Origin of the sequence: Burkholderia sp. AU33423, assembly GCF_002223135.1 — a bacterium.
Classification (GTDB): Bacteria; Pseudomonadota; Gammaproteobacteria; order Burkholderiales; family Burkholderiaceae; genus Burkholderia; species Burkholderia lata_D.
On record NZ_NKFH01000004.1, the window covers coordinates 1635997 to 1658786 of the forward strand.

The 22790-nt window shown below is 66.2% G+C and carries 20 protein-coding genes and 1 pseudogene; 12 read left to right on the forward strand and 9 right to left on the reverse strand.

Annotated features, from left to right (window positions below; genetic code table 11):
* Nucleotides 1-83: 83 nt before the first annotated feature.
* Both clpB and CFB50_RS10290 read right to left on the reverse strand, forming a co-directional pair.
* On the reverse strand, nt 84-2681 hold the full coding sequence (clpB, locus tag CFB50_RS10285) for an ATP-dependent chaperone ClpB (RefSeq protein WP_069248128.1): 2598 nt from the start codon (nt 2679-2681) through the stop codon (nt 84-86).
* Nucleotides 2682-2838: 157 nt separating this feature from the next.
* Nucleotides 2839-3354: an Rrf2 family transcriptional regulator gene (locus CFB50_RS10290; RefSeq protein WP_089445781.1), complete on the reverse strand. Its 516-nt coding sequence runs from the start codon at nt 3352-3354 to the stop codon at nt 2839-2841.
* Nucleotides 3355-3602: 248 nt separating this feature from the next.
* On the opposite strand from CFB50_RS10290, the gene CFB50_RS10295 reads away from it, so the two are divergent.
* Complete coding sequence (locus CFB50_RS10295; RefSeq protein ID WP_089445782.1) at nt 3603-4163, forward strand: group III truncated hemoglobin; 561 nt, start codon at nt 3603-3605, stop codon at nt 4161-4163.
* A 66-nt stretch (nt 4164-4229) separates the two neighbouring features.
* Here CFB50_RS10295 and CFB50_RS10300 read toward each other — a convergent pair whose 3' ends face one another.
* The 6 genes from CFB50_RS10300 to CFB50_RS10325 all read right to left on the reverse strand — a co-directional run bounded on the left by CFB50_RS10300 (nt 4230) and on the right by CFB50_RS10325 (nt 10570).
* On the reverse strand, nt 4230-4706 hold the full coding sequence (locus CFB50_RS10300) for a molybdenum cofactor biosynthesis protein MoaE (RefSeq protein ID WP_089445783.1): 477 nt from the start codon (nt 4704-4706) through the stop codon (nt 4230-4232).
* Nucleotides 4707-4716: 10 nt separating this feature from the next.
* Nucleotides 4717-4974 carry a molybdopterin converting factor subunit 1 gene (moaD, locus tag CFB50_RS10305; RefSeq protein WP_031403202.1) on the reverse strand — a complete coding sequence of 86 codons (258 nt, stop codon included), beginning with the start codon at nt 4972-4974 and terminating at the stop codon, nt 4717-4719.
* A 19-nt stretch (nt 4975-4993) separates the two neighbouring features.
* A complete protein-coding gene (locus CFB50_RS10310; RefSeq protein WP_089445784.1) occupies nt 4994-6241 on the reverse strand; it encodes a molybdopterin molybdotransferase MoeA in 1248 nt (415 codons plus the stop codon).
* A gap of 245 nt (nt 6242-6486) precedes the next feature.
* Nucleotides 6487-7938: a threonine synthase gene (gene thrC, locus CFB50_RS10315; protein WP_069248133.1), complete on the reverse strand. Its 1452-nt coding sequence runs from the start codon at nt 7936-7938 to the stop codon at nt 6487-6489.
* 12 nt (nt 7939-7950) lie between these two features.
* A complete protein-coding gene (locus tag CFB50_RS10320; protein WP_089445785.1) occupies nt 7951-9279 on the reverse strand; it encodes a homoserine dehydrogenase in 1329 nt (442 codons plus the stop codon).
* A 52-nt stretch (nt 9280-9331) separates the two neighbouring features.
* Nucleotides 9332-10570 carry a pyridoxal phosphate-dependent aminotransferase gene (locus CFB50_RS10325; RefSeq protein ID WP_046545879.1) on the reverse strand — a complete coding sequence of 413 codons (1239 nt, stop codon included), beginning with the start codon at nt 10568-10570 and terminating at the stop codon, nt 9332-9334.
* Between the two features lie 315 nt (nt 10571-10885).
* On the opposite strand from CFB50_RS10325, the gene CFB50_RS10330 reads away from it, so the two are divergent.
* From CFB50_RS10330 to CFB50_RS10370, 9 genes are all read left to right on the forward strand, one after another.
* Nucleotides 10886-11260 carry an Mth938-like domain-containing protein gene (locus tag CFB50_RS10330; RefSeq protein WP_089445786.1) on the forward strand — a complete coding sequence of 125 codons (375 nt, stop codon included), beginning with the start codon at nt 10886-10888 and terminating at the stop codon, nt 11258-11260.
* A 124-nt stretch (nt 11261-11384) separates the two neighbouring features.
* Nucleotides 11385-13061 carry a glycosyltransferase family 39 protein gene (locus CFB50_RS10335; RefSeq protein WP_089445787.1) on the forward strand — a complete coding sequence of 559 codons (1677 nt, stop codon included), beginning with the start codon at nt 11385-11387 and terminating at the stop codon, nt 13059-13061.
* Nucleotides 13062-13074: 13 nt separating this feature from the next.
* Nucleotides 13075-13446: an EamA family transporter gene (locus CFB50_RS10340; RefSeq protein ID WP_011352303.1), complete on the forward strand. Its 372-nt coding sequence runs from the start codon at nt 13075-13077 to the stop codon at nt 13444-13446.
* Nucleotides 13447-13579: 133 nt separating this feature from the next.
* On the forward strand, nt 13580-14731 hold the full coding sequence (locus CFB50_RS10345) for a DegT/DnrJ/EryC1/StrS family aminotransferase (protein WP_089445788.1): 1152 nt from the start codon (nt 13580-13582) through the stop codon (nt 14729-14731).
* A gap of 6 nt (nt 14732-14737) precedes the next feature.
* Complete coding sequence (locus CFB50_RS10350; RefSeq protein ID WP_069248138.1) at nt 14738-15775, forward strand: glycosyltransferase; 1038 nt, start codon at nt 14738-14740, stop codon at nt 15773-15775.
* Nucleotides 15772-16719 (forward strand): formyltransferase, encoded by a 948-nt coding sequence (locus CFB50_RS10355; protein ID WP_089425588.1) that lies wholly within the window; start codon nt 15772-15774, stop codon nt 16717-16719. The genes CFB50_RS10350 and CFB50_RS10355 overlap by 4 nt, the downstream gene beginning before the upstream one ends.
* Nucleotides 16716-17771, forward strand: coding sequence for a bifunctional UDP-4-keto-pentose/UDP-xylose synthase (locus CFB50_RS10360; protein WP_006482864.1), 1056 nt, complete (start codon nt 16716-16718; stop codon nt 17769-17771). Before CFB50_RS10355 ends, CFB50_RS10360 begins: the two co-directional genes overlap by 4 nt.
* A 13-nt stretch (nt 17772-17784) precedes the next feature.
* Nucleotides 17785-18681: a polysaccharide deacetylase family protein gene (locus CFB50_RS10365; protein ID WP_089445789.1), complete on the forward strand. Its 897-nt coding sequence runs from the start codon at nt 17785-17787 to the stop codon at nt 18679-18681.
* Nucleotides 18682-18788: 107 nt separating this feature from the next.
* Complete coding sequence (locus CFB50_RS10370; RefSeq protein ID WP_006756046.1) at nt 18789-19250, forward strand: peroxiredoxin; 462 nt, start codon at nt 18789-18791, stop codon at nt 19248-19250.
* Nucleotides 19251-19442: 192 nt separating this feature from the next.
* Here the strand turns inward: CFB50_RS10370 and CFB50_RS40415 are convergent.
* Nucleotides 19443-19687: pseudogene (locus CFB50_RS40415) on the reverse strand (hypothetical protein); the annotation flags it as partial.
* Here CFB50_RS40415 and CFB50_RS10380 point away from each other — a divergent pair.
* Nucleotides 19583-21385: a PhoH family protein gene (locus tag CFB50_RS10380; protein ID WP_089445790.1), complete on the forward strand. Its 1803-nt coding sequence runs from the start codon at nt 19583-19585 to the stop codon at nt 21383-21385. The pseudogene CFB50_RS40415 and the gene CFB50_RS10380 overlap by 105 nt on opposite strands.
* A 237-nt stretch (nt 21386-21622) precedes the next feature.
* Nucleotides 21623-22705: a C40 family peptidase gene (locus tag CFB50_RS10385; protein ID WP_089445791.1), complete on the forward strand. Its 1083-nt coding sequence runs from the start codon at nt 21623-21625 to the stop codon at nt 22703-22705.
* Nucleotides 22706-22790 lie beyond the last annotated feature (85 nt).

The following is a 22790-nucleotide window of genomic DNA, read 5'->3' on the forward strand; positions in this document are numbered from 1 at the left end:
CTCCATAAGCAAACACCCCGCCGAGGCGGGGTGTTTGTTTTTGCGCGCCCGGCGCGAACCGGGCGGCGGCCGAAGGCCTGCGATCAGTGAACGACGCGGTCGAACACGAACTGGCCGTCGTTGACGTCGACCGGGATCACGTCCTTCGGACCGAAGCGGCCCGCGAGGATCAGCTTCGCGACCGGGTTCTCGATCTCCTGCTGGATCGCGCGCTTCAGCGGCCGCGCACCGAACACCGGGTCGTAACCGACCTTCGCGATCTGTTCGAGCGCCGCCGGCGACACGTCGAGCGCCATGTCGAGCTTCGCGAGCCGGTCGTGCAGGCGTGCGAGCTGGATCTTCGCGATCGACTCGATGTTGCTGCGGTCGAGCGCATGGAACACGACGACGTCGTCGATCCGGTTCAGGAACTCGGGGCGGAAATGCTGCTTCACCTCGAGCCATACGGCGTCCTTGATCTCTTCCTGCGGCGCACCCGTCATCGCCTGGATGACCTGCGAGCCGAGGTTCGACGTCATCACGATCACCGTGTTCTTGAAGTCGACCGTGCGCCCCTGCCCGTCCGTCATGCGGCCGTCGTCGAGCACCTGCAGCAGCACGTTGAACACGTCCGGATGCGCCTTCTCGATCTCGTCGAGCAGGATCACGCTGTACGGCTTGCGGCGCACGGCTTCCGTCAGGTAGCCGCCTTCCTCGTAGCCGACATAGCCCGGCGGCGCGCCGATCAGCCGCGCGACGCTGTGCTTCTCCATGAACTCGCTCATGTCGATGCGGATCAGGTGCTCTTCCGAGTCGAACAGGAACGACGCCAGCGCCTTGCACAGCTCGGTCTTGCCGACACCCGTCGGGCCGAGGAACAGGAACGAGCCGTACGGACGGTTCGGATCGGCGAGACCGGCGCGCGAACGACGGATCGCATCGGCCACCGCGCTGATCGCCTCGTCCTGGCCGACCACGCGCTCGTGCAGCTTTTCCTCGATGTGCAGCAGCTTCTCGCGTTCGCCCTGCATCATCCGCGACACCGGGATCCCGGTCGAACGCGACACGACTTCCGCGATTTCCTCGGCGCCGACCTGCGTGCGCAGCAGGCGCGGCCGCGTCGGGTTGTGCTGCTCCTGCTCTTCGGCCTGCGTGACCTGCTTCAGCTGCGCCTCGAGCTGCGGCAGCTTGCCGTACTGCAGCTCGGCGACCTTCTCCAGCTTGCCTTCACGCTGCAGGCGCGCGATGTCCGCCCGCACCTTCTCGATCTCTTCCTTGAGCTGCGCGCTGCCCTGCACCGCGGCCTTCTCGGCGGTCCAGATTTCCTCGAGGTCCGCATATTCGCGGCCGAGACGCTCGATCTCTTCCTCGATCAGCTGCAGGCGCTTCTGCGACGCTTCGTCCTGCTCCTTCTTCACGGCTTCGCGCTCGATCTTCAGCTGGATCAGGCGACGGTCGAGCTTGTCCATCTCTTCGGGCTTCGAATCGATTTCCATCTTGATCTTCGAAGCGGCTTCGTCGATCAGGTCGATGGCCTTGTCGGGCAGGAAGCGATCCGTGATGTAGCGGTGCGACAGCTCGGCCGCGGCGACGATCGCCGGGTCGGTGATGTCCACACCGTGATGCAGTTCGTATTTCTCCTGCAGCCCGCGCAGGATCGCGATCGTCGCCTCGACGCTCGGCTCGTCGACGAGCACCTTCTGGAAGCGGCGCTCGAGCGCGGCATCCTTCTCGATGTACTTGCGGTATTCGTCGAGCGTGGTCGCGCCGATGCAGTGCAGCTCGCCGCGCGACAGCGCCGGCTTCAGCATGTTGCCCGCATCCATCGCGCCTTCGGCCTTGCCCGCGCCGACCATCGTGTGGATTTCGTCGATGAAGACGATCGTCTGGCCTTCGTCCTTCGCGATGTCGTTGAGCACCGCCTTCAGGCGCTCCTCGAATTCGCCGCGATACTTCGCGCCGGCGAGCAGTGCGGCCATGTCGAGCGACAGCACGCGCTTGCCCTTCAGCGTCTCGGGCACTTCGCCGTTGACGATCCGCTGCGCGAGCCCTTCGACAATCGCCGTCTTGCCGACGCCCGGCTCGCCGATCAGCACCGGGTTGTTCTTGGTGCGGCGCTGCAGGATCTGGATCGAACGGCGGATTTCGTCGTCGCGGCCGATCACCGGATCGAGCTTGCCCGCACGGGCGCGCTCGGTCAGGTCGACCGTGTATTTCTTCAGCGCCTCGCGCTGGCTTTCCGCGTCCTGGCTGTGCACCTGCGAGCCGCCGCGGACCGCGGCGATCGCGGCTTCGAGCGCCTTGCGCGTGAGGCCGTGCTGGCGGGCGAGCTTGCCGGCGTCGCCCTTGTCGTCGGACACGGCGAGCAGGAACATCTCGCTCGCGATGAACGTGTCGTTGAGCTTCTGCGCTTCCTTGTCGGCCTGGTTCAGCAGCCCGGCCAGTTCACGGCCGATCTGGATGTCGCCGCCCGTGCCCGTCACTTGCGGCAGGCGCGAAATGGCCTCGTTCAGCGCACCTTGCAGCGCCTGAATGTGAACGCCCGCGCGCGACATCAGCGAGCGGGCGGAACCGTCCTGCTGCGCGACCAGCGCCGCGAGAACGTGAACGGGTTCGATGTATTGATTGTCGCGGCCTGCCGCGAGGCTTTGCGCGTCCGCGAGTGCTTCCTGGAACTTGGTGGTGAGCTTGTCGATTCTCATTTAGTCGAGACCTCCAATTTTCGATTAACACCAAGATGAGGATGGTCATGCGGCTTTCAAGCGAAATTCGGGTTGATTCAGCGCAAAAATCGATGGATATCCTTGAAGCGGCCCCGGGACGGGCCACGACCGGATCGAGACGCGCGGTGAGCGCGTTTCAGCCGGCCGTCGACGGCGGCTCGACGGACGCAGGTGCGCCTTCCGGCGAAGGCTCGGCCTGCAGGCGCACGACCGGGTGGATACCGAGCAACGCGGCGAGCGGCGAAGCGGGTTCGACCAGTTCGCCGAGCGTGTGACGGTCGAGTTCGGCGAAGAATGCATCGCGCGCGGCCGCCAGCACGCCCTTCAACCGGCACTGCGGCTCGATCACGCAGCCGCGCGACTCGCCCTCGGCCGAGAAGCAGCCGACCAGCGCGAAATCGCTCTCGGTCGCACGCACGACCTGGCCGACGGTCAGTTGCAGCGATTCGGGGAACAGCCGCAGCCCGCCATTGCGACCGCGGACGGTATCGACCCACCCCAGCTCGCCGAGCTGCTGCACGACTTTCATCAGATGGTTCTTCGAGATGCCGTAGGCGTCCGAGATCTCCTGGATCGTAGCGAGCCCCTCGCCGCGCACGGCAAGGTACAGCATCACGCGCAGCGAATAGTCGGTGTAGTCGGTGAGTCTCATGGGCGAATACGGAAAAGATCGATCGTGCCCCGATTACGTGAGCCGGGCCGATCGGGATGCGCACGAGGCCGGTTGACGGCCCTGCTCCGCGGCTCCGGGTTGCCGGGATGGCGCGCGCGCAATAAGATGCGTGACACTTACACGTTTTTCAGGGGTGTTGGACGCTATTTTGCGTCAAAATTCGGCCGGCGTCCTACTCGATGCCCGCGCCGCCCCTGTCGTTGCCTATTTCTGCCGGCCCTTTTGCCATGACCGTCCTGCCCGCCTCACCCGATACCGCACCGGCCCGCCCTCGCGACACCGAGCCGACCGAAGAGAACATCCGCGATCTCGTCTACGCGTTCTACGACCGCGTGCGCGCCGATCCGCTGCTCGGGCCCGTGTTCGACGCAAAGCTGGCCGGCCGCTGGGACGACCACCTGCCGAAGATGGTCACGTTCTGGTCGAGCCTCGTGCTCGGCACCAAGGGCTATCGCGGCAACGTGCAGCAGGCGCACCAGCCGCTCGACGGGATCGAGCCCGCCCATTTCAGCCGCTGGCTGTCGCTGTTCCTGAAGACCGTGGAGACGCGCTACGCGCCGCCCGCGGCGATCCGCTTCATGGAGCCGGCACTGCGCATCGCGCAGAGCCTCCAGTTGAGCCGGTTCGGCTGGGACTACCAGATTCCGCCCGAGCAGCAGGCGCTGCTCGACGCGATCGCGCCACGCCGTCGTGATGCAGGTGACGATCCGCACGCGTTGCCGTCGCGTGCCCGCGGTGAGCCGTTTCCGACGAAGATTATCGGGCGCAGCGGCGATCCGGACGCGTAACGGGCAGCCGGCGCGCGCGACGCTTGCACGCATGCGGCATCGCGCCGCACTACCCTGGCGCCACGCTCAGCGCCGCGTATTGCCCGATTCGATGCCCCAGCGCGCGAGCGCGGCATCGTCGGTGCTGCGCGCATCGACCCAGCGCTCGCCATCCGGCGTGGTTTCCTTCTTCCAGAACGGCGCTTCGGTCTTCAGGTAGTCCATCACGAACTCGCACGACGCGAACGCATCGCCGCGGTGCGACGCCACCGTGGCGACCATCACGATCTGGTCGAGCGGCAGGAGCTTGCCGACGCGATGCACGATCGCGACGTCGATGCCCGGCCAGCGCCGGCCGGCCTCGGCGGCAATCTTCTCGAGCGCCTTCTCGGTCATCCCCGGATAGTGCTCGAGTTCCATCGCGGCCACCGAATCGCCTTCGTTCAGGTCGCGCACCGTGCCGACGAAGCACGCGACCGCACCGATCTTCGGGTTGCGCGCACGCAATGCCGCGACCTCGGCGTTCAGGTCGAAGTCGTCGGTCTGGATTCGTACCGTTGCCATTGCCGGTGCCTCAACCGCCCGTGACCGGCGGAAAGAACGCGACTTCGCAGCCTTCGGTCAGCCGCGTGTCGGGATCGGTCATCTCGTGATTGCACGCCATGCGCAGTGCGCGCCCTTCCGCGAGTGTCTCGGCCCACGCACCGCCGCGCACGCGCAGCCACGCGCGCACGTCGCCCACGGTCGTGACGCCGTCCGGCACGTCGGCCTGCTCGTCGGCGACGCCCAGTGCCTCGCGCACGCTGGCAAAAAATTTCAGTTGAATCTTCATGGTTCGGGAAGCCGTCGCGTTACGACAGCAGTTCGGAAAACGGAATGAAACGCACGGTCTCGCCGGCGCTGATCGCGTGCTGCGGCGGATTGTCGATGAGGCCGTCGCCCCACACCGTCGACGTCAGCACCGCCGAGCTCTGGTTCGGGAACAGGTCGAGGCCGCCGGCCGCGTTGACCCGCGCACGCAGGAATTCGTTGCGCCGGTCGCCCTTGTGTTGCGAAAAGTCGGCACGCAGCGACAGCGCGCGCGGCGCGACGTCGCGCACGCCGGACAGGCGCAGCAGGAACGGCCGCACGAACAGCAGAAACGTGACGAAGCTCGACACCGGGTTGCCGGGCAGCCCGATGAAGTGTGCATCGGGGCGATCGTCGCCGCGGCGCACCGCGCCGTACGCGAGCGGCTTGCCGGGCTTCATCGCGATCTGCCACAGCGCGAGCCGCCCTTCGGCCTCGACGGCCGGCTTCACGTGATCCTCGTCGCCGACCGACACGCCGCCGCTCGTCAGGATCACGTCGTGATCGCGGGCGGCCTCGCGCAGCGTGTCGCGCGTCGCGGCGAGCGAATCGGGCACGATCCCGTAGTCGGTCACGTGGCAGCCGAGCCGCTCCAGCAGCCCGCGCAGCGTGAACCGGTTCGAGTTGTAGATCGCGCCGGGCTTCAACGGCTCGCCCGGCATCGTCAGTTCGTCGCCGGTGAAGAACACCGCGACGCGAATCCGCCGCGCCACCGACAGCTGCGCGCAGCCGACCGACGCGGCCAGGCCGAGCGCCTGCGGCGTGAGCCGCGTGCCGGCCGGCAGGATCACCGAGCCCTGCCGGATATCCGCGCCCTGCGCGGTGATCCATTCGCCGGCCTTCGGCGTGTGCAGGATCTCGACCGCATCGCCGTCGGCCGACGCCTGTTCCTGCATCACGACGGCGTCGGCACCGGGCGGCACCGTCGCGCCGGTGAAGATCCGTGCGGCCGTGCCGGCTGTGAGCGGCGCGGCCGGATGACCGGCCGGAATGCGCTGCGACACCGGCAAGCGCCGCTCGCCATGCAGCAGGTCGGCGACGCGCACCGCATAGCCGTCCATCGCGCTCGTATGCATCGGCGGCACGTCGAGCGGCGAGCTCACGTCGGCTGCCAGCACGCGGCCGAGCGCATCGAGCGTGGCGACGGTTTCGGCGCCGGGCAACGGCTTCGCGGCATCGAGCAGCGCGGCGAGCGCCTCGGCGGTCGACAGCATCGGCGCGCGCGGCGCCGCGGGATTCGGGTTCGACATCGATGGAATCGGGGATCGTTGGATTCAATACGTCATTGTAGCGACGCCGTCGCGCGGGCGCGCGATATGGCCGACATGCGGAAACTGTGATTCGCGCGAACGCGCCGGTCTGACACTTGTTTCGTACGCGTTGTGACGACCGCCGCTTGGCAGCTGCCAAACGAAACGGCCGGAACCCCGATCCGTTCGACGAATCGGCATTCCGGCCGTCCCTGCGCAACCGGGCCCGCAGGCCCGGCCGTGCGTCATGCGCCCGTATGGGCGGCGATGAAGTCCTTCACCTGCTGCGCATCGGCCTTCACGACCTCGAAACGCTGCGGCAGCGCCTCGAGCCCGTCGAACGCGGCCGGCCGCTCGGCTTCACGATCGAGTGCTTCGCGGATCGTCTCGCCGAACTTGATCGGCTGCGCCGTCTCGAGCACGACCATCGGTACGCCCGCATCGAGATGCTCGCGCGCGACCTTCACGCCGTCGGCGGTATGCGTATCGATCATCGTGTCGTAGCGCGAGAACACATCGCGGATCGTCGCGATGCGGTCCGTGTGGCTGCTGCGGCCCGACACGAAACCGAATTCGGCAACGCGCGAGAAATCGCCGCTCGCCGCGAGATCGAAACCGCCCTTCTCCTCGACGTCGCGGAACAGCTGCATCACGCGCGCCGGGTCGCGGCCGAGCAGGTCGAACACGAAACGCTCGAAGTTCGACGCCTTCGAGATGTCCATGCTCGGGCTGCTCGTGTGATAGGTGTTCTCGGCGCTGCGCACGCGATACGCGCCCGTGCGGAAGAACTCGTCGAGCACGTCGTTCTCGTTGGTCGCGACCACGAGCTTCGCGATCGGCAGCCCCATCATCCGCGCGATGTGGCCGGCGCAGACGTTGCCGAAGTTGCCCGACGGCACCGTGAACGACACGCGCTCGTCATTCGACCGAGTGGCGGCGAAATAGCCCTTGAAGTAGTACACGACCTGCGCGACGACGCGTGCCCAGTTGATCGAGTTGACCGTGCCGATCTTCTGCTGCGCCTTGAACGCGTGATCGTTCGACACGGCCTTCACGATGTCCTGGCAATCGTCGAACACGCCTTCGACCGCGAGGTTGAAGATGTTCGGATCCTGCAGGCTGAACATCTGGGCCGTCTGGAACGCGCTCATCTTCTTGTGCGGCGACAGCATGAACACGCGCACACCGGCCTTGCCGCGCATCGCGTATTCGGCCGCGCTGCCCGTGTCGCCGGACGTCGCGCCGAGAATGTTCAGCGTCTGCCCGTGCTTCGCGAGCGTGTACTCGAACAGGTTACCGAGCAACTGCATCGCCATGTCCTTGAACGCGAGCGTCGGGCCGTTCGACAGTTCGAGCAGCGAGAGCGGCGCGCCGTTCTCGGTACCGAGCGTCTTCAGCGGCGTGATGTCGGACGCGTTCTCGCCATGGCGCGTGTTGCGGTACACGTCGGCCGTGTACGTGCGGCGCGTAATCGCGCGCAGGTCGTCGGCCGGCACGTCGTCGCAGAACTTCGACAGGATCTCGAACGCGAGATCCGCGTACGACAGCGTGCGCCAGCGTGCGAGCTCGTCGGCGGACACCGTCGGATACTCGGCCGGCAGGTAGAGCCCGCCGTCCTTCGCGAGACCGCCGAGCAGGATGTCGGAGAACGTGTGGCGCTCGCCGATGCCGGCGCCGCGCGTGGAGATGTAGTTCATGTCGTCCTCAGCTCAGTTCAGCGCTTCCATGCGCAGCTTCGTCACCTTCGATACCACCGTCGCCAGGCTCTCGATCTGCGCGATCGCCGCATTCACGTTCTTCTCGACCGTTTCGTGCGTGATCAGGATGATGTCGGTTTCGCCGTTCGCACCGTCGACCTGCTCCGACTCCTTCTGCAGCAGCGCGTCGATCGAGATGCCCGATTCGGCGAGGATGCGCGTGATGGCGGCCAGCACGCCGGTCTGGTCGGCAACGCGCAGGCGCAGGTAATAGCCGCTCGTCACTTCCTCGATCGGCAGGATCGGCGTGTTCGACAGGCTGTCCGGCTGGAACGCGAGATGCGGCACGCGATGCTCCGGGTCCGCCGTGTGCAGGCGCGTGACGTCGACGAGATCCGCGACCACGGCCGATGCGGTCGGCTCCGCGCCCGCGCCCTTGCCGTAGTACAGCGTCGTGCCGACCGCGTCGCCGTGCACGACGACCGCGTTCATCGCGCCTTCGACGTTCGCGAGCAGGCGCTTCTCCGGGATCAGCGTCGGATGCACGCGCAGCTCGATGCCGTTTTCGGCGCGGCGCGTGATGCCGAGCAGCTTGATCCGGTAGCCGAGTTCTTCCGCGTAGCGGATGTCGGTCGCGTCGAGCTTGCTGATGCCCTCGACGTACGCGCGGTCGAACTGCACCGGCACGCCGAACGCGATCGCGCTCATGATCGTCGCCTTGTGCGCTGCATCGACGCCTTCGATGTCGAAGGTCGGATCGGCTTCCGCGTAGCCGAGCTCCTGCGCCGCCTTCAGCGCGGTCGCGAAGTCGAGCCCGCGATCGCGCATTTCCGACAGGATGTAGTTGGTCGTGCCGTTGATGATGCCCGCGATGTACTGGATGCGGTTCGCGGTCAGGCCTTCGCGCAGCGCCTTGATGATCGGGATGCCGCCGGCGACGGCCGCCTCGAACGCGACCATCACGCCCTTCGCGCGCGCGGCCTCGAAGATCTCGGTGCCGTGCACCGCGAGCAGCGCCTTGTTGGCCGTCACGACGTGCTTGCCGTTCGCGATCGCGCGCAGCACGAGCTCGCGCGCGATGCCCGTGCCGCCGATCATCTCGGCGATGATCGCGATCGACGGATCATCGACGACCGAATTGAAATCGTCGGTGATCTGCGCGGCGCCGGCGCCGCCGCCGAGCGCAGCCAGCGCCTTGGCCGGGTTGCGCACCGCAATGCGGGTCACCTCGATGCCGCGCCCCGCGCGTCGCTTGATTTCTTCCTGGTTGCGGCCCAGCACCGTGAAGGTGCCGCTGCCCACCGTGCCGAAGCCCAACAGGCCAACTTTGATCGGTTCCATGCTGCGTGTGATCGATGAGTAAGAAGTAGTGAATTCCGTGTGGTCCTGCCGCTCAGGCCGAATGGCGCTTGCGGTAGCCGTCGAGGAAGCGTGCGATCCGGTTGATCGAATCGGTCAGGTCGTCGAGGTTCGGCAGGAAGACCACGCGGAAGTGATCCGGCGTCGTCCAGTTGAAGCCCGTGCCCTGTACGAGCAATACGCGCTCCTCGAGCAGCAGGTCGAGAATGAACTGCTGGTCGTTCTGGATCGGATAAAGCTTCGGGTCGAGGCGCGGGAACATGTACAGCGCGGCCTGCGGCTTCACGCAGGTCACGCCCGGGATCGACGTGAGCATGTCGTACGCGAGTTCACGCTGCTTGTACAGGCGCCCGCTCGGCACGATCAGCTCGTTGATGCTCTGGTAGCCGCCGAGCGCCGTCTGGATCGCGAACTGCCCGGGCACGTTCGCGCACAGGCGCATCGACGACAGGATGCCGAGCCCTTCGAGATAATCCTTCGCGTGCCGGCGGTTGTCGCCGCCGAGGCCCGACACGGCCATCCAGCCCGCGCGATAGCCGCACGACCGATAGCTCTTCGACAGGCTGTTGAACGTGACGGTGATCACGTCCTCCGACAGCGAACCCAGCGCGGTGTGCTCGAGGCCGTCGTAGACGATTTTGTCGTACACCTCGTCGGCGAACACGATCAGCCCGTGTTGGCGCGCGATCTCGAGCAGCTCGAGCAGCAATTCGTCCGAATAAAGCGCGCCCGTCGGGTTGTTCGGGTTGATCACGACGATCGCCTTCGTGTTCGGCGTGATCTTGCGGCGGATGTCGTCGAGATCGGGCATCCACGCGTTCTGCTCGTCGCAGATGTAATGCACCGGCGTGCCGCCCGACAGGCTGACCGCCGCCGTCCACAGCGGATAGTCGGGCGCGGGCAGCAGCACTTCGTCGCCGTCGTTCAGCAGCGCCTGGGTCGCCATCACGATCAGCTCGGACGCGCCGTTGCCGATGTAGATGTCGTCGAGGCCGACGCCCACGACGCCCTTTTCCTGCGTGTAGTGCATCACGGCCTTGCGCGCCGAGAACACGCCTTTCGAATCCGAATAGCCGGACGACGTCGGCAGGTTGCGGATCATGTCCTGGATGATCTCGTCCGGCGCGTCGAAACCGAACGGCGCGAGATTGCCGATGTTCAGCTTGATGATGCGGTGGCCTTCTTCCTCGAGGCGCTTCGCGTGCTCGAGCACCGGGCCACGGATGTCGTAGCAGACGTTGAGCAGCTTGTTCGACTTCTGAATCGGTTTCACGACGACACGGTTCCTGGGTTGGCCTTGCGGCCGGGGGGACGGGATCAAAACTGGAAAGCGGCCGGTCTGTGCGCGCTGTCTAGACTGGGAAAAAGCGGGCGGTCGGGCGCGGCTTGTGGCGACGCGCGACGCAAGTGGCGCCCGGGGGCGACCAAAAAGTTATAATTTAGCGGATTTTGGCTGACTTTCGCAATGCACCATAGCCGCGCCGGGCCCGCGCCGTCAGGCGTCCCGCGTGCTCGGGCAAGCGAAACCGGCCATCCGGGCCCGTGTGGCCCTGCGATACATTCCCCTACGGAACCGCGGAATACCGATTTGAAACTGCACCAGGACACGAGCGGCGCGCTCAACACCGTCACCGGCTACGGCCCCGATTATGTCGACGTCAATCTCGAACGCCATGAAATGAGCGTCATCGTACTGCCCGGCGCGCCGGTCCGGGCCTGGCCCGTGTCGTCGTTCGACGCGCTCGCGCCCGAGCATTTCGCGATGCTGCTCGACCCGACACCCGAACTCGTGATCTTCGGCAGCGGCGCGCGGCTGCGCTTCCCGCACCCGCGGCTCGTCGCGGCGCTCACGGCGAAGCGGATCGGCGTCGAGACGATGGATTTCCAGGCTGCCTGCCGCACCTACAACATCCTGATGGCCGAGGGCCGCAAAGTCGCCGCCGCGCTCTTAATTGAACGTTAATCCCGGATGCGGTAAAACTCGGGCCGGCGCAGCGGGTCGATCCCCCGGATCGGCCCGGCCAGGCCGCCCGCCCCCGGCGCAACCCGCCGGCGGCCCGTCACAATAACCAACAGGCTGAAAATCCATGAACGATACGCCGTCGAGGCTACCGCTCAATCGCATCACGCTCGTCCTCCTCGTCGTCGCACTCGCGATCGTCTGGTTCGCGCCGCTCGGGCTGCGCCACCTGATCCCGAGCGACGAAGGCCGCTATGCGGAAATGGCGCGCGAGATGTTCGTCACCGGCGACTGGATCACGCCGCGCTACAACGGCTACAAGTATTTCGAGAAGCCGCCGCTGCAGACCTGGCTGAATGCGCTCACGTTCGCGTGGTTCGGCATCGGCGAATGGCAGGCGCGCCTCTACACGGCCGTCGCGAGCTTCGCAGGCATCCTGCTGGTCGGCTACACCGGTGCGCGCCTGTTCAACCCGCTGTCTGGCTTCCTCGCCGCCGTCGTGCTCGCGTCGGCGCCGTACTGGAACCTGATGGGCCACTTCAACGCGCTCGACATGGGGCTCGCGTTCTGGATGTCGCTGTCGCTGTGCTCGCTGCTGCTCGCGCAGCGACCCGGGCTGCGCCCGGCCGCGGCACGCGGCTGGATGTGGGCGTGCTGGGCCGCGATGGCGTTCGCGGTGCTGTCGAAGGGCCTCGTCGGCCTGATCCTGCCCGGCGCCGTGCTCGTGCTCTATACGCTGATCGCACGCGACTGGGCGCTGTGGAAGCGCCTGTACCTGGTGAGCGGCCTCGTGATCTTCTTCGCGATCGTCACGCCGTGGTTCGTGCTCGTCCAGCAGCGCAACCCTGAGTTCTTTAACTTCTTCTTCATCGTCCAGCAGTTCCGCCGGTACCTGACCCCGGAACAGAACCGCCCGGGCCCGCTTTACTACTTCGTGCCCGTGCTGCTGGTCGGCTTCCTGCCGTGGCTGTCGGTCGCGTGGCAGAGCATCCGCCATGCGCTGCGGATGCCGCGCCAGCCGAACGGCTTCTCGCCGATGCTCGTGCTGCTGATCTGGAGCGCATTCATTTTCCTGTTCTTCAGCGCGTCGCATTCGAAGCTGATCTCGTACGTGCTGCCGGTCGCGCCGGCGCTCGCGCTGATCATCGGCGCGTACCTGCCGCTGATGAGCGCCGACCGGTTCCGCCGCCACCTGCTCGGCTACCTCGTGTTCCTCGTCGTCGCGGCGTTCGGGATCATCTTCCTTGCGTACCAGGGCGATGCCCGCACGCCGAACGCGCTGTACCGCGCGTTCCAGATGTGGCTGTACGCGGGCCTCGCGGTCGCGGCCGTGCTGACGCTCGCGGCCGCATGGCTGAACCGCCGCGCGGGCGTGGCCGCCGCGCTCGCCGCATTCGGCGCCGCGTGGCTCGCATTCGGCACGATCGGCGGCACCGGCCACGACGAATTCGGCCGCTACAGCTCGGGCGCGCTGCTCGCGCCCACCGTGCGCGCCGAACTGGCGAAACTGCCGGCCGACACGCCGTTCTACTCGATCGAGATGCTCGACCACACGTTCCCGTTCTACATGGGCCACACGACAATCATGGTCCAGCGCCAGGACGAGCTCGCGTTCGGGATCTCGATGGAGCCGAACAAGTGGATTCCGACCGTCGACGAGTGGATCACGCGCTGGAAGCAGGAAACGCATGCGCTCGCGATCATGCCGCCCGGCCTGTACGACACCCTGGTCACGCAAGGCGTGCCGATGCGCGTGATTGCACGCGACAACCGCCGCGTGATCGTCGAGAAACCGCAATCGTAAGGACGCCCGCTGCATGAATCCCGTTTCGTTCGTCTGCATCATCACCGGCGTGATGCTCAACGCCTGTGCGCAACTTCTGCTGAAAGCCGGCGTCAACGCCGTTGGACACTTCGAATTCAGCCGTGCGAACATCATCCCGGTCGGCCTGAAGATCGCGACCCAATTGCCGATCATCGGCGGCCTCGGCTGCTACGTGCTGAGCGTCGTGGTCTGGATCGTCGGGCTGTCGCGGGTCGACGTGTCGATCGCGTACCCGATGCTGTCGCTCGGCTACGTCGTCAACGCATTCGCGGCTTGGTACCTGTTCGGCGAAGTGCTGTCGGTCCAGCGGCTGGTCGGCATCGGCATCATCCTGATCGGCGTGCTGGTGCTCGCGCGAAGCTGAGCATGCCCGCCGCGCGCATTAAGCGTCTGCCTACAAAAAATCACGGTGCGATTCCGCCAACCGGTGTTTAATGCCGGTTTCGGCCGGGATCGCCCGACCCTTTTATTACACGCCATTACAGGCCAAAGCGTACATGAGCCAGACTACCGCTCCGTTTCTGCCGTTCACCCGCCCCGAGATCGATGAGGAAACCATCCAGGGCGTCGTCGACGTGCTGCGCTCGGGCTGGATCACCACCGGCCCGCAGAGCCAGAAATTCGAAGCGGCGCTGTCCGAGTACTGCGGCGGCCGTCCGGTCCGCGCGTTCAATTCGGGCACCTGCACGCTGGAGATCGGCCTGCGCATCGCGGGCGTCGGCCCCGGCGACGAAGTGATCACGACGCCGGCGTCGTGGGTCTCGACCAGCAACGTGATCCTCGAGACGGGCGCGACGCCCGTGTTCGCCGACATCGATCCCGTCACGCGCAACATCGACCTCGACAAGCTCGAGCAGGCGATCACGCCGCGCACGAAGGCCATCATCCCCGTGTTCCTGTCCGGCCTGCCCGTCGACATGGACCGCCTGTACGCCATTGCGCGCGCGCACAAGCTGCGCGTGATCGAGGATGCGGCGCAGGCATTCGGCTCGACGTGGAACGGCAAGCGCATCGGCGCGATCGGCGACATCGTGTCGTTCAGCTTCCACGCGAACAAGAACCTGACGACGATCGAAGGCGGCGCACTCGTGCTGAACAACGAGGAAGAAGCGACGCTCGCGCAGAAGTACCGGCTGCAGGGCATCACGCGCACGGGCTTCGACGGGATGGACTGCGACGTGCTCGGCGGCAAGTACAACCTGACCGACGTCGCCGCGCGCGTCGGCCTCGGCCAGTTGCCGCACCTCGACCGCTTCACCGCGCAGCGCCGCGCGCTTGCGCGTGCATACTTCGCCGAATTCGACGGCAGTGCAGCCGTGAAGCTCGGCGTCGGCCTGCCGATCGCCGAATTCGAGAACGGCAACTGGCACATGTTCCTGGTCACGCTGCCGCTCGAGCGCCTGACGATCACCCGCGCCGAGTTCATGGCGCAGATGAAGGAACGCGGCATCGGCACGGGTATCCACTACCCGGCGATCCATCTTTTCACGCTGTACCGTGCGCGCGGCTTCAAGGAGGGCATGTTCCCCCACGCCGAACGGTATGGCGCGTCGACGGTCACGCTGCCGCTCTTCACGCAGATGACGGAAGGCGACGTGCGTCGCGTGGTCGACGCCATCAACCAGATTTGCGAACAATACGGAAAATAAGCGTACATGAGTCACCTTGAAGCACGCGCCGGGCACCCGGCCGCCGGGCACCTGGACGCCGGCCGGCCCGAAGTATCGGTCATCATCCCCGTGTACAACGAGGAAGACGGCCTCGCTGCGCTGTTCGCGCGGCTGTATCCGGCGCTCGACGCACTCGACACGTCATACGAAGTGATCCTGATCAACGACGGCAGCCGCGACCGCTCGGCCGCGATGCTCGCCGATCAGTTCCACGTACGTCCGGACACGACGCGCATCGTGCTGCTCAACGGCAACTACGGCCAGCACATGGCGATCCTCGCCGGCTTCGCGCAATCGCGCGGCGAGATCGTCATCACGCTCGACGCCGACCTGCAGAACCCGCCCGAGGAAATCGGCAAGCTGATCGCGAAGATGCGCGAGGGCTACGACTACGTCGGCTCGATCCGCAAGCAGCGCCAGGACAGCCTGTGGCGGCGCAAGGCGTCGCAGATGATGAACCGCCTGCGCGAGCGCATCACGCGCATCAAGATGACCGACCAGGGCTGCATGCTGCGCGCGTACAGCCGCCGCATCATCGACACGATCAACGTGTGCGGCGAAGTCAACACGTTCATCCCCGCACTCGCGTACACGTTCGCGCAGAAACCGACCGAAATCGAGGTTGCGCACGAGGAGCGCTTCGCCGGCGAGTCGAAGTACTCGCTGTACAGCCTGATCCGGCTGAACTTCGACCTCGTGACGGGCTTCTCGGTCGTGCCGCTGCAGTGGCTGTCGTTCATCGGCGTGATCCTGTCGCTCGGCTCCGCCGCGTTGTTCGTGCTGCTGCTCGTGCGACGCTTCATCGTCGGCGCGGAAGTGCAAGGCGTGTTCACGCTGTTTGCCATCACGTTCTTCCTGCTCGGCGTGATCATCTTCGCACTCGGCCTGCTCGGCGAATACGTCGGCCGCATCTACCAGCAGGTGCGTGCACGGCCGCGCTACCTGATCCAGGCCGTGCTCGAGCAGCACGACGGCGTGCCGCCAGTGCCGGCCGACGCAAACCGCACGGGTACCGCGCAATGAAGCCGCGCGCAGTCGTCTTCGCGTATCACAACGTCGGCGTGCGCTGCCTGCAGGTGCTGCTCGCGCGCGGCGTCGACGTCGCGCTCGTCGTCACGCACGAGGACAACCCGAACGAGAACATCTGGTTCGGCAGCGTCGCATCCGTCGCGGCCGAGCACGGCATTCCGGTCGTCACGCCGGCCGATCCGGCCGATCCGGCGCTACGCCGCGCGGTATCCGACGCGCAGCCGGACTTCATCTTCTCGTTCTACTACCGCCACATGCTGCCGGTGGACCTGCTCGCGATCGCGCCGAAGGGCGCGTACAACATGCACGGGTCGCTGCTGCCGAAATACCGGGGTCGGGTACCGACCAACTGGGCGGTGCTGAACGGCGAAACCGAAACCGGCGCGACGCTGCACGAGATGGCGGCGAAACCCGACGCCGGCGCGATCATCGGCCAGACCGCGGTGCCAATCCTGCCGGACGACACGGCCACGCAGGTGTTCGACAAGGTCACGGTAGCGGCCGAGCAGACGCTCTGGCGCGTGCTGCCCGCGCTGCTCGCGGGCGAGGCGCCGCACCTGCCGAACGATCTCTCGACCGGCAGCTACTACGGCGGGCGCAAGCCCGAGGACGGCCGCGTCGACTGGTCGAAGCCGGCCGCGCAGGTCTACAACCTGGTACGCGCGGTCGCGCCCCCGTATCCGGGCGCGTTCACGGACGTCGACGGCACGCGTTTCGTGATCGCACGCGCGCGCCTTGCGGCGCCCGGCAGCGCGGCGGCGGCCGCCGCGGCAGATTTGCCGCCCGGCCTGCACGTAAGCGATAATGCGCTATTCGGCGTCTGCGGCGACAGCCGCGCCCTATCCATTCTCGAGCTGTGGCAGCAGCGCGACGGCAGCGAAACCGTCGTGACGCCCGCGGAATTCGCGCAGTTCATTCATTCTTCCCGTCATTCATGAAAGCAAAAAAAGTCCTGATCCTGGGTGTGAACGGCTTCATCGGCCATCACCTGTCGAAGCGCATTCTTGAAACCACCGATTGGGAAGTGTTCGGCATGGACATGCAGACCGATCGGCTGGGCGACCTCGTCAACCACGAGCGGATGCATTTCTTCGAAGGCGACATCACGATCAACAAGGAGTGGGTCGAGTATCACGTGAAGAAGTGCGACGTGATCCTGCCGCTCGTCGCGATCGCGACGCCCGCCACCTACGTCCAGCAACCGCTGCGCGTGTTCGAACTCGACTTCGAGGCGAACCTGCCGATCGTGCGTTCGGCCGTCAAGTACGGCAAGCACCTCGTGTTCCCGTCGACCTCCGAGGTCTACGGCATGTGCTCGGACGAGCAGTTCGACCCGGATGCATCGGCCCTCACCTACGGCCCGATCAACAAGCCGCGCTGGATCTACGCGTGCTCGAAGCAGCTGATGGACCGCGTGATCTGGGGCTACGGGATGGAAGGCCTGAACTTCACGCTGTTCCGTCCGTTCAACTGGATCGGCCCGGGCCTCGACTCGATCTACACGCCGAAGGAAGGCAGCTCGCGCGTGGTCACGCAGTTCCTCGGCCACATCGTGCGCGGCGAGAACATCAGCCTCGTCGACGGCGGCTCGCAGAAGCGCGCGTTCACCGACATCGGCGACGGCATCAGCGCGCTGATGAAGATCATCGAGAACAAGGACGGCGTCGCGTCGGGCAAGATCTACAACATCGGGAATCCGAAGAACAACTTCTCGGTTCGCGAACTCGCGCACAAGATGCTCGAACTGGCGGCGGAATTCCCCGAGTACGCCGATTCGGCCAAGCAGGTGAAGCTCGTCGAAACGACGTCCGGCGCCTACTACGGCAACGGCTACCAGGACGTGCAGAACCGCGTGCCGAAGATCGACAACACGATGCAGGAACTCGGCTGGGCGCCGCAGGCGACGTTCGACGACGCGCTGCGCAACATCTTCGAAGCGTATCGCGGCCACGTCGCCGACGCGCGCGCGCTCGTCGAACAGCAAGGCTGACCGGGACGTTCGCTTGGCTCGCATCGTCCTCAAGATCGACGTCGACACGCTGCGCGGCACGCGCGAAGGCGTGCCGAACCTCGCGCGCATCTTCGACCGCTTCAGTGCGCGCGCGACCTTCCTCTTCAGCCTCGGGCCCGATCACACGGGCTGGGCGCTGCGGCGCGTGTTCCGCCCCGGCTTCCTGAAGAAGGTGTCGCGCACGTCGGTGGTCGAACACTACGGCGTGAAGCAGCTGATGTATGGCGTGCTGCTGCCGGGTCCCGACATCGGCCGCCGCGCGATCGCCGACATGCGCGCGATCCACGAGGCCGGCTTCGAATGCGGCATCCACACGTGGGATCACGTGTACTGGCAGGACAACGTCCGCGTGCGCGATCGTGACTGGACCGCGCGTGAAATGCAGAAGAGTCACGCGCGCTTCATCGAGGTCTTCGGCGCGCCGCCCGTCACGCACGGCGCGGCTGGCTGGCAGATGAACGATTCCGCGTTCGAGCAGATCGACGCATGGGGGATGCGCTACGCATCCGACGGCCGCGGCCATTCGCCGTACCTGCCCGTCGTCAACGGCCGCACGCTGTCGCACGTGCAGATGCCCACCACGTTGCCGACGCTCGACGAAGTGCTCGGCATCGACGGCGTCGACACGCACAACGTCGCCGCGCACATCCTCAAGTTCACCGAAACCAATCCGCACGACCAGGTGTTCACGCTGCATGCGGAACTGGAAGGCCAGAAGCTTGCGCCCGTGTTCGAGCAACTGCTCGCTGGCTGGCGCGCGCAAGGCCACACGTTCGCGACGATGGGCGACTACCACGCGACGCTGGACCGCGACTCGCTGCCATCGTACCCTGTCACGTGGGGCGAAATCCCCGGCCGCTCCGGCGAACTGATCGTCCAGCCCGACTGAGTTCGCACGAGCCGGCGTCGCCGCTCCGCCCTTGCGGCGCGCTGCCGCGACGCCCCGCCGTACCGCGCCGCCGCAGCGGCGCCTTTCCATAACAACAGGAGAAACACGTGTCCGTCGAAGTTGACCGTCAAGTTCCCGATTTCACCGCACCGGCCACGGGCGGCGACATTTCGCTGTCCGACCTGAAGGGCAAGAAACTCGTGCTGTACTTCTATCCGAAGGACAACACGCCGGGCTGCACGACCGAAGGGCTGCAGTTCCGCGATCTCTATCCGAAGTTCAAGAAAGCCGGTGCGGAAGTCATCGGCGTGTCGCGCGACAGCCTGCGCTCGCATGACAATTTCAAGGCAAAGCTCGAACTGCCGTTCCCGCTGATTTCCGATGCCGACGAAGCGCTGTGCGCGCTGTTCGATGTCATCAAGATGAAGAAAATGTATGGCAAGGAAGTGCGCGGAATCGAGCGCTCCACGTTCCTGATCGACGCCGACGGCGTGCTTCGCCAGGCATGGCGCGGCATCAAGGTACCGGGTCATGTGGACGACGTGCTAAGTGCTGTACAAGCGCTTTGAGGCGCGTTATATTGGGCCGCAATGAATGCCAGTTCGCCCCATATTTCTCGTAGCTGCGCCGGTGCTCGTTGCGATGCTTGCCGGCACCTGACGCGCATTACGACGGTATCAGCCAAGCCGCATGCTCCTGTCGACGGGGCAGCGGCTTTTTTTATGGATTGCGCGCCGGCCCTCGGTCCGGCCCTCACCCCGTCAAGGAGCTGATCGACACTTAGGCGAACCGGCTAGACGAACTTCCTGTGCGCCACCGCGCGCAAACTGCATGCGTCTACGTCACGCAGGATGCGATCAGCGGCGCACCCCATGCGACACGATTCCTCCCGAGGGACACCATGCCTTTGCCTACTCCCCCCAGCAAGCTCGGCAGCCTGCTGCCGCCCGACGAATACAAGGCGAAAGCGCGGCCCGCGAAAGCCGCGAAGAAATCCGCCGAAGGGGACGCATCCACAGCCGGTGACTTTGGTCCGGCGAGCGTGGCCCAACCGATGACCGAAGCCGCGAACACGGCCGCGCCTTTGCGCGCCGTCGCGTCTTCGGTGCAAGATGCCGCGAGCGCACCCGCACGCGGCCGCAAGACCAGACAGACGGCTGCCCTGCTGCAGCCGATGCCGGTGCCCGCCGAACCCGCGGCACCCGTCGTTGCACGCAACGACAAACCGGCTGCCGACAAACCGGCCGCCGCACCCGCGCGCGATACCGGCGCCGCGACGAAGTCGCGCAGCCGCAAGCCCGCCGAAGCCGAACTGCAGAAACTGTTCGTGCTCGACACCAACGTGCTGATGCACGACCCGAGCAGCCTCTTCCGCTTCGAGGAACACGACGTCTATCTGCCGATGATGACGCTCGAGGAACTCGACAACCACAAGAAGGGGATGTCCGAAGTCGCGCGCAACGCACGCCAGGTCAGCCGCACGCTCGACGCGCTCGTCGCCGATGCCGGCCCGATCACGGCCGGCATCCCGCTGTCGCGCCTCGGTAGCCGCGAGGCGCTCGGCCGCCTGTACTTCCAGACGAAGCTTGCGGACATCGCGCCCGTCGAAGGCTTGCCCGAAGGCAAGGCCGACAACCAGATCCTCGGCGTCGTGCGCGCGCTGCAGCGCGACCGGCCCGATCGCCAGGTCGTGCTGGTGTCGAAAGACATCAACATGCGGATCAAGGCGCACGCGCTCAGCCTGCCCGCGGAAGACTACTTCAACGACCAGGTGCTCGAGGATAAAGACCTCCTGTACAACGGCGTGCGCGAACTGCCGCAGGACTTCTGGACCAAGCATGCGAAGGGCATGGAGAGCTGGCAGGACACGAAGACGGGCACCACGTACTACCGCGTGACCGGCCCGCTCGTCGCGTCGATGCTCGTCAACGAGTTCGTCTATCTCGAGCCGCAGAACGGCGAGCCGACGTTCCATGCGATCGTCCGCGAACTGAACGGCAAGACGGCGCTGCTGCAGACGCTGCGCGACTACAGCCACCACAAGAACAACGTGTGGGGCATCACCGCGCGCAACCGCGAGCAGAATTTCGCGCTGAACCTGCTGATGAACCCCGAGATCGACTTCGTCACGCTGCTCGGCCAGGCCGGCACCGGCAAGACGCTCGTCGCGCTCGCGGCCGGCCTCGCGCAGGTGCTCGACGACAAGCGCTACAACGAGATCATCGTGACGCGCGCGACCGTGCCCGTCGGCGAGGACATCGGTTTCCTGCCGGGCACCGAGGAAGAGAAGATGCAGCCGTGGATGGGCGCATTCGACGACAACCTCGAAGTGCTGCAGAAGACCGACGACGCTGCCGGCGAATGGGGCCGTGCCGCGACGCAGGAACTGATCCGTTCGCGCCTGAAGGTGAAGAGCATGAACTTCATGCGCGGCCGTACGTTCGTCGACAAGTACCTGATCATCGACGAGGCGCAGAACCTGACGCCGAAGCAGATGAAGACGCTCGTCACGCGCGCAGGCCCGGGCACGAAGATCGTGTGCCTCGGCAACATCGCGCAGATCGACACGCCTTACCTGACCGAAGGCAGCTCGGGCCTCACGTACGTCGTCGACCGCTTCAAGGGCTGGGGCCACAGCGGCCACGTGACGCTCGCGCGCGGCGAACGCTCGCGGCTCGCCGACTACGCGTCGGACATCCTGTAACGCGGCCAGCCGGCCGATTGGCCGGCGGTCGACGCCTCGCGGCGCTCCGGAAACGGAGCGCCGTTTTTATTTGGGGTCGAAGACGTAAGTAACGCATCGTCACGCAACAACGCAGTTTACGCGCGAAACTTCAAGTTAATTCTCAGGAATGGTTGCTTAAGCCCCGCCGGAGCGTCTACCATCGGGTCTGTCTGTTGTCATACGATTCGCGAGCGCGCCGCGCTCGCCCGCCTCGCCATGCTTCGAATTTGGGTCCCCGTCGCCGTCGTTTCCCTGCTTGCGGCCTGCTCCAGCGTGCCGCCGCAGTCGGCATCACGCTCCGATTCGGGCATGAGGATCACGACGCCGCGCGCGTTCCCCGCCCCCGCCAATTTCTCGAAATTCGTCGATCACAGCGTCGGCCAGGAAGAAATCTCGATCCAGGCGATGAGCCTCGTCGGCGTCCCGTATCGCTGGGGCGGCAACACGCCGACGAGCGGCTTCGACTGCAGCGGGCTCGTGCGCTACGTGATCGGCCGGGCGGCCGACGTGAGCCTGCCGCGCACGACCGCCGACATGAGCAGCCGCGGCGTATCGATCGACCCCGACCAGATCGCGCCGGGCGACCTGATCTTCTTCAATACGACCGGACGGCCGCATTCGCACGTCGGCATCTACGTCGGCAAGCTGCGCTTCGTCAACGCACCGTCGACGGGCGGCACCGTGCGGCTCGACTACCTGACGAACCCGTACTGGGCCAAGCGTTTCGACGGCATTCGCCGCGTCGCGCCGCCGCGCGGGGCGCCAACGCCGTTCGATGCGCCGACCTACGAGGCGAAGCGCGACGAGCCGCGCAGCGCACCGGCCCCGGTGGTCGTGACTGCCGCTGCGCCGCGGCCGCCTGCCTATGCCTCGTCGCAAGCGAAACCGGCGCAGGCGCCTGCGCCCGCGCCGGTCATCGCTGCCGCGCCGGTCGTAACGACCGCCGCAGCCGCACCCGCGGCCCCGGCCGCCGATCCGTACGAACCGCCGCCCCCGCGTATGCAGGCCGCGCAGCAACAGGCAACGTCAGTGAATGACGGCATGACCGCGATGACGGCCAATGCAGCGCCTGCCGCCCCGGTTGAGTCCGGCACGCAGATTCCGACGACGGCGCTCACGGCCGCCCAGGCCGCCGCGTTCGATGCCGAACCGCCGCCTGCCGCCGCGCCGGCGTCTCCGCGCAGTCTCGAGCCCGCACCTGTGCAGGTATTGCGCGCGTCGACGCAATCCGCGCCCGTCAGCCCGCGCACCAGTACGGCAGACGATCCGATCGCGCGGTTTGCGAACGGAAGCTACTGACCGGTTGCCCGAACCTCGACAGTCGATAACGTTGGCGGTATCTGCCGCCGCCCCGCCCGTTCCGTCGCAAACTCCCCCGCTCCAA

What these genes read in the sequence shown, in the direction of transcription:
- CFB50_RS10345 (WP_089445788.1), top strand. Translation starts at nt 13,580, where the DNA reads ATGAGCCAGACTACCGCTCCGTTTCTGCCGTTCACCCGCCCCGAGATC.
- CFB50_RS10340 (WP_011352303.1), top strand. Translation starts at nt 13,075, where the DNA reads ATGAATCCCGTTTCGTTCGTCTGCATCATCACCGGCGTGATGCTCAAC.
- CFB50_RS10385 (WP_089445791.1), top strand. Translation starts at nt 21,623, where the DNA reads ATGCTTCGAATTTGGGTCCCCGTCGCCGTCGTTTCCCTGCTTGCGGCC.
- CFB50_RS10320 (WP_089445785.1), bottom strand. Translation starts at nt 9,279, where the DNA reads ATGGAACCGATCAAAGTTGGCCTGTTGGGCTTCGGCACGGTGGGCAGC.
- CFB50_RS10290 (WP_089445781.1), bottom strand. Translation starts at nt 3,354, where the DNA reads ATGAGACTCACCGACTACACCGACTATTCGCTGCGCGTGATGCTGTAC.
- CFB50_RS10360 (WP_006482864.1), top strand. Translation starts at nt 16,716, where the DNA reads ATGAAAGCAAAAAAAGTCCTGATCCTGGGTGTGAACGGCTTCATCGGC.
- thrC (WP_069248133.1), bottom strand. Translation starts at nt 7,938, where the DNA reads ATGAACTACATCTCCACGCGCGGCGCCGGCATCGGCGAGCGCCACACG.
- CFB50_RS10380 (WP_089445790.1), top strand. Translation starts at nt 19,583, where the DNA reads ATGCCTTTGCCTACTCCCCCCAGCAAGCTCGGCAGCCTGCTGCCGCCC.
- CFB50_RS10300 (WP_089445783.1), bottom strand. Translation starts at nt 4,706, where the DNA reads ATGGCAACGGTACGAATCCAGACCGACGACTTCGACCTGAACGCCGAG.
- clpB (WP_069248128.1), bottom strand. Translation starts at nt 2,681, where the DNA reads ATGAGAATCGACAAGCTCACCACCAAGTTCCAGGAAGCACTCGCGGAC.
- CFB50_RS10335 (WP_089445787.1), top strand. Translation starts at nt 11,385, where the DNA reads ATGAACGATACGCCGTCGAGGCTACCGCTCAATCGCATCACGCTCGTC.
- moaD (WP_031403202.1), bottom strand. Translation starts at nt 4,974, where the DNA reads ATGAAGATTCAACTGAAATTTTTTGCCAGCGTGCGCGAGGCACTGGGC.
- CFB50_RS10295 (WP_089445782.1), top strand. Translation starts at nt 3,603, where the DNA reads ATGACCGTCCTGCCCGCCTCACCCGATACCGCACCGGCCCGCCCTCGC.
- CFB50_RS10350 (WP_069248138.1), top strand. Translation starts at nt 14,738, where the DNA reads ATGAGTCACCTTGAAGCACGCGCCGGGCACCCGGCCGCCGGGCACCTG.
- CFB50_RS10355 (WP_089425588.1), top strand. Translation starts at nt 15,772, where the DNA reads ATGAAGCCGCGCGCAGTCGTCTTCGCGTATCACAACGTCGGCGTGCGC.
- CFB50_RS10310 (WP_089445784.1), bottom strand. Translation starts at nt 6,241, where the DNA reads ATGTCGAACCCGAATCCCGCGGCGCCGCGCGCGCCGATGCTGTCGACC.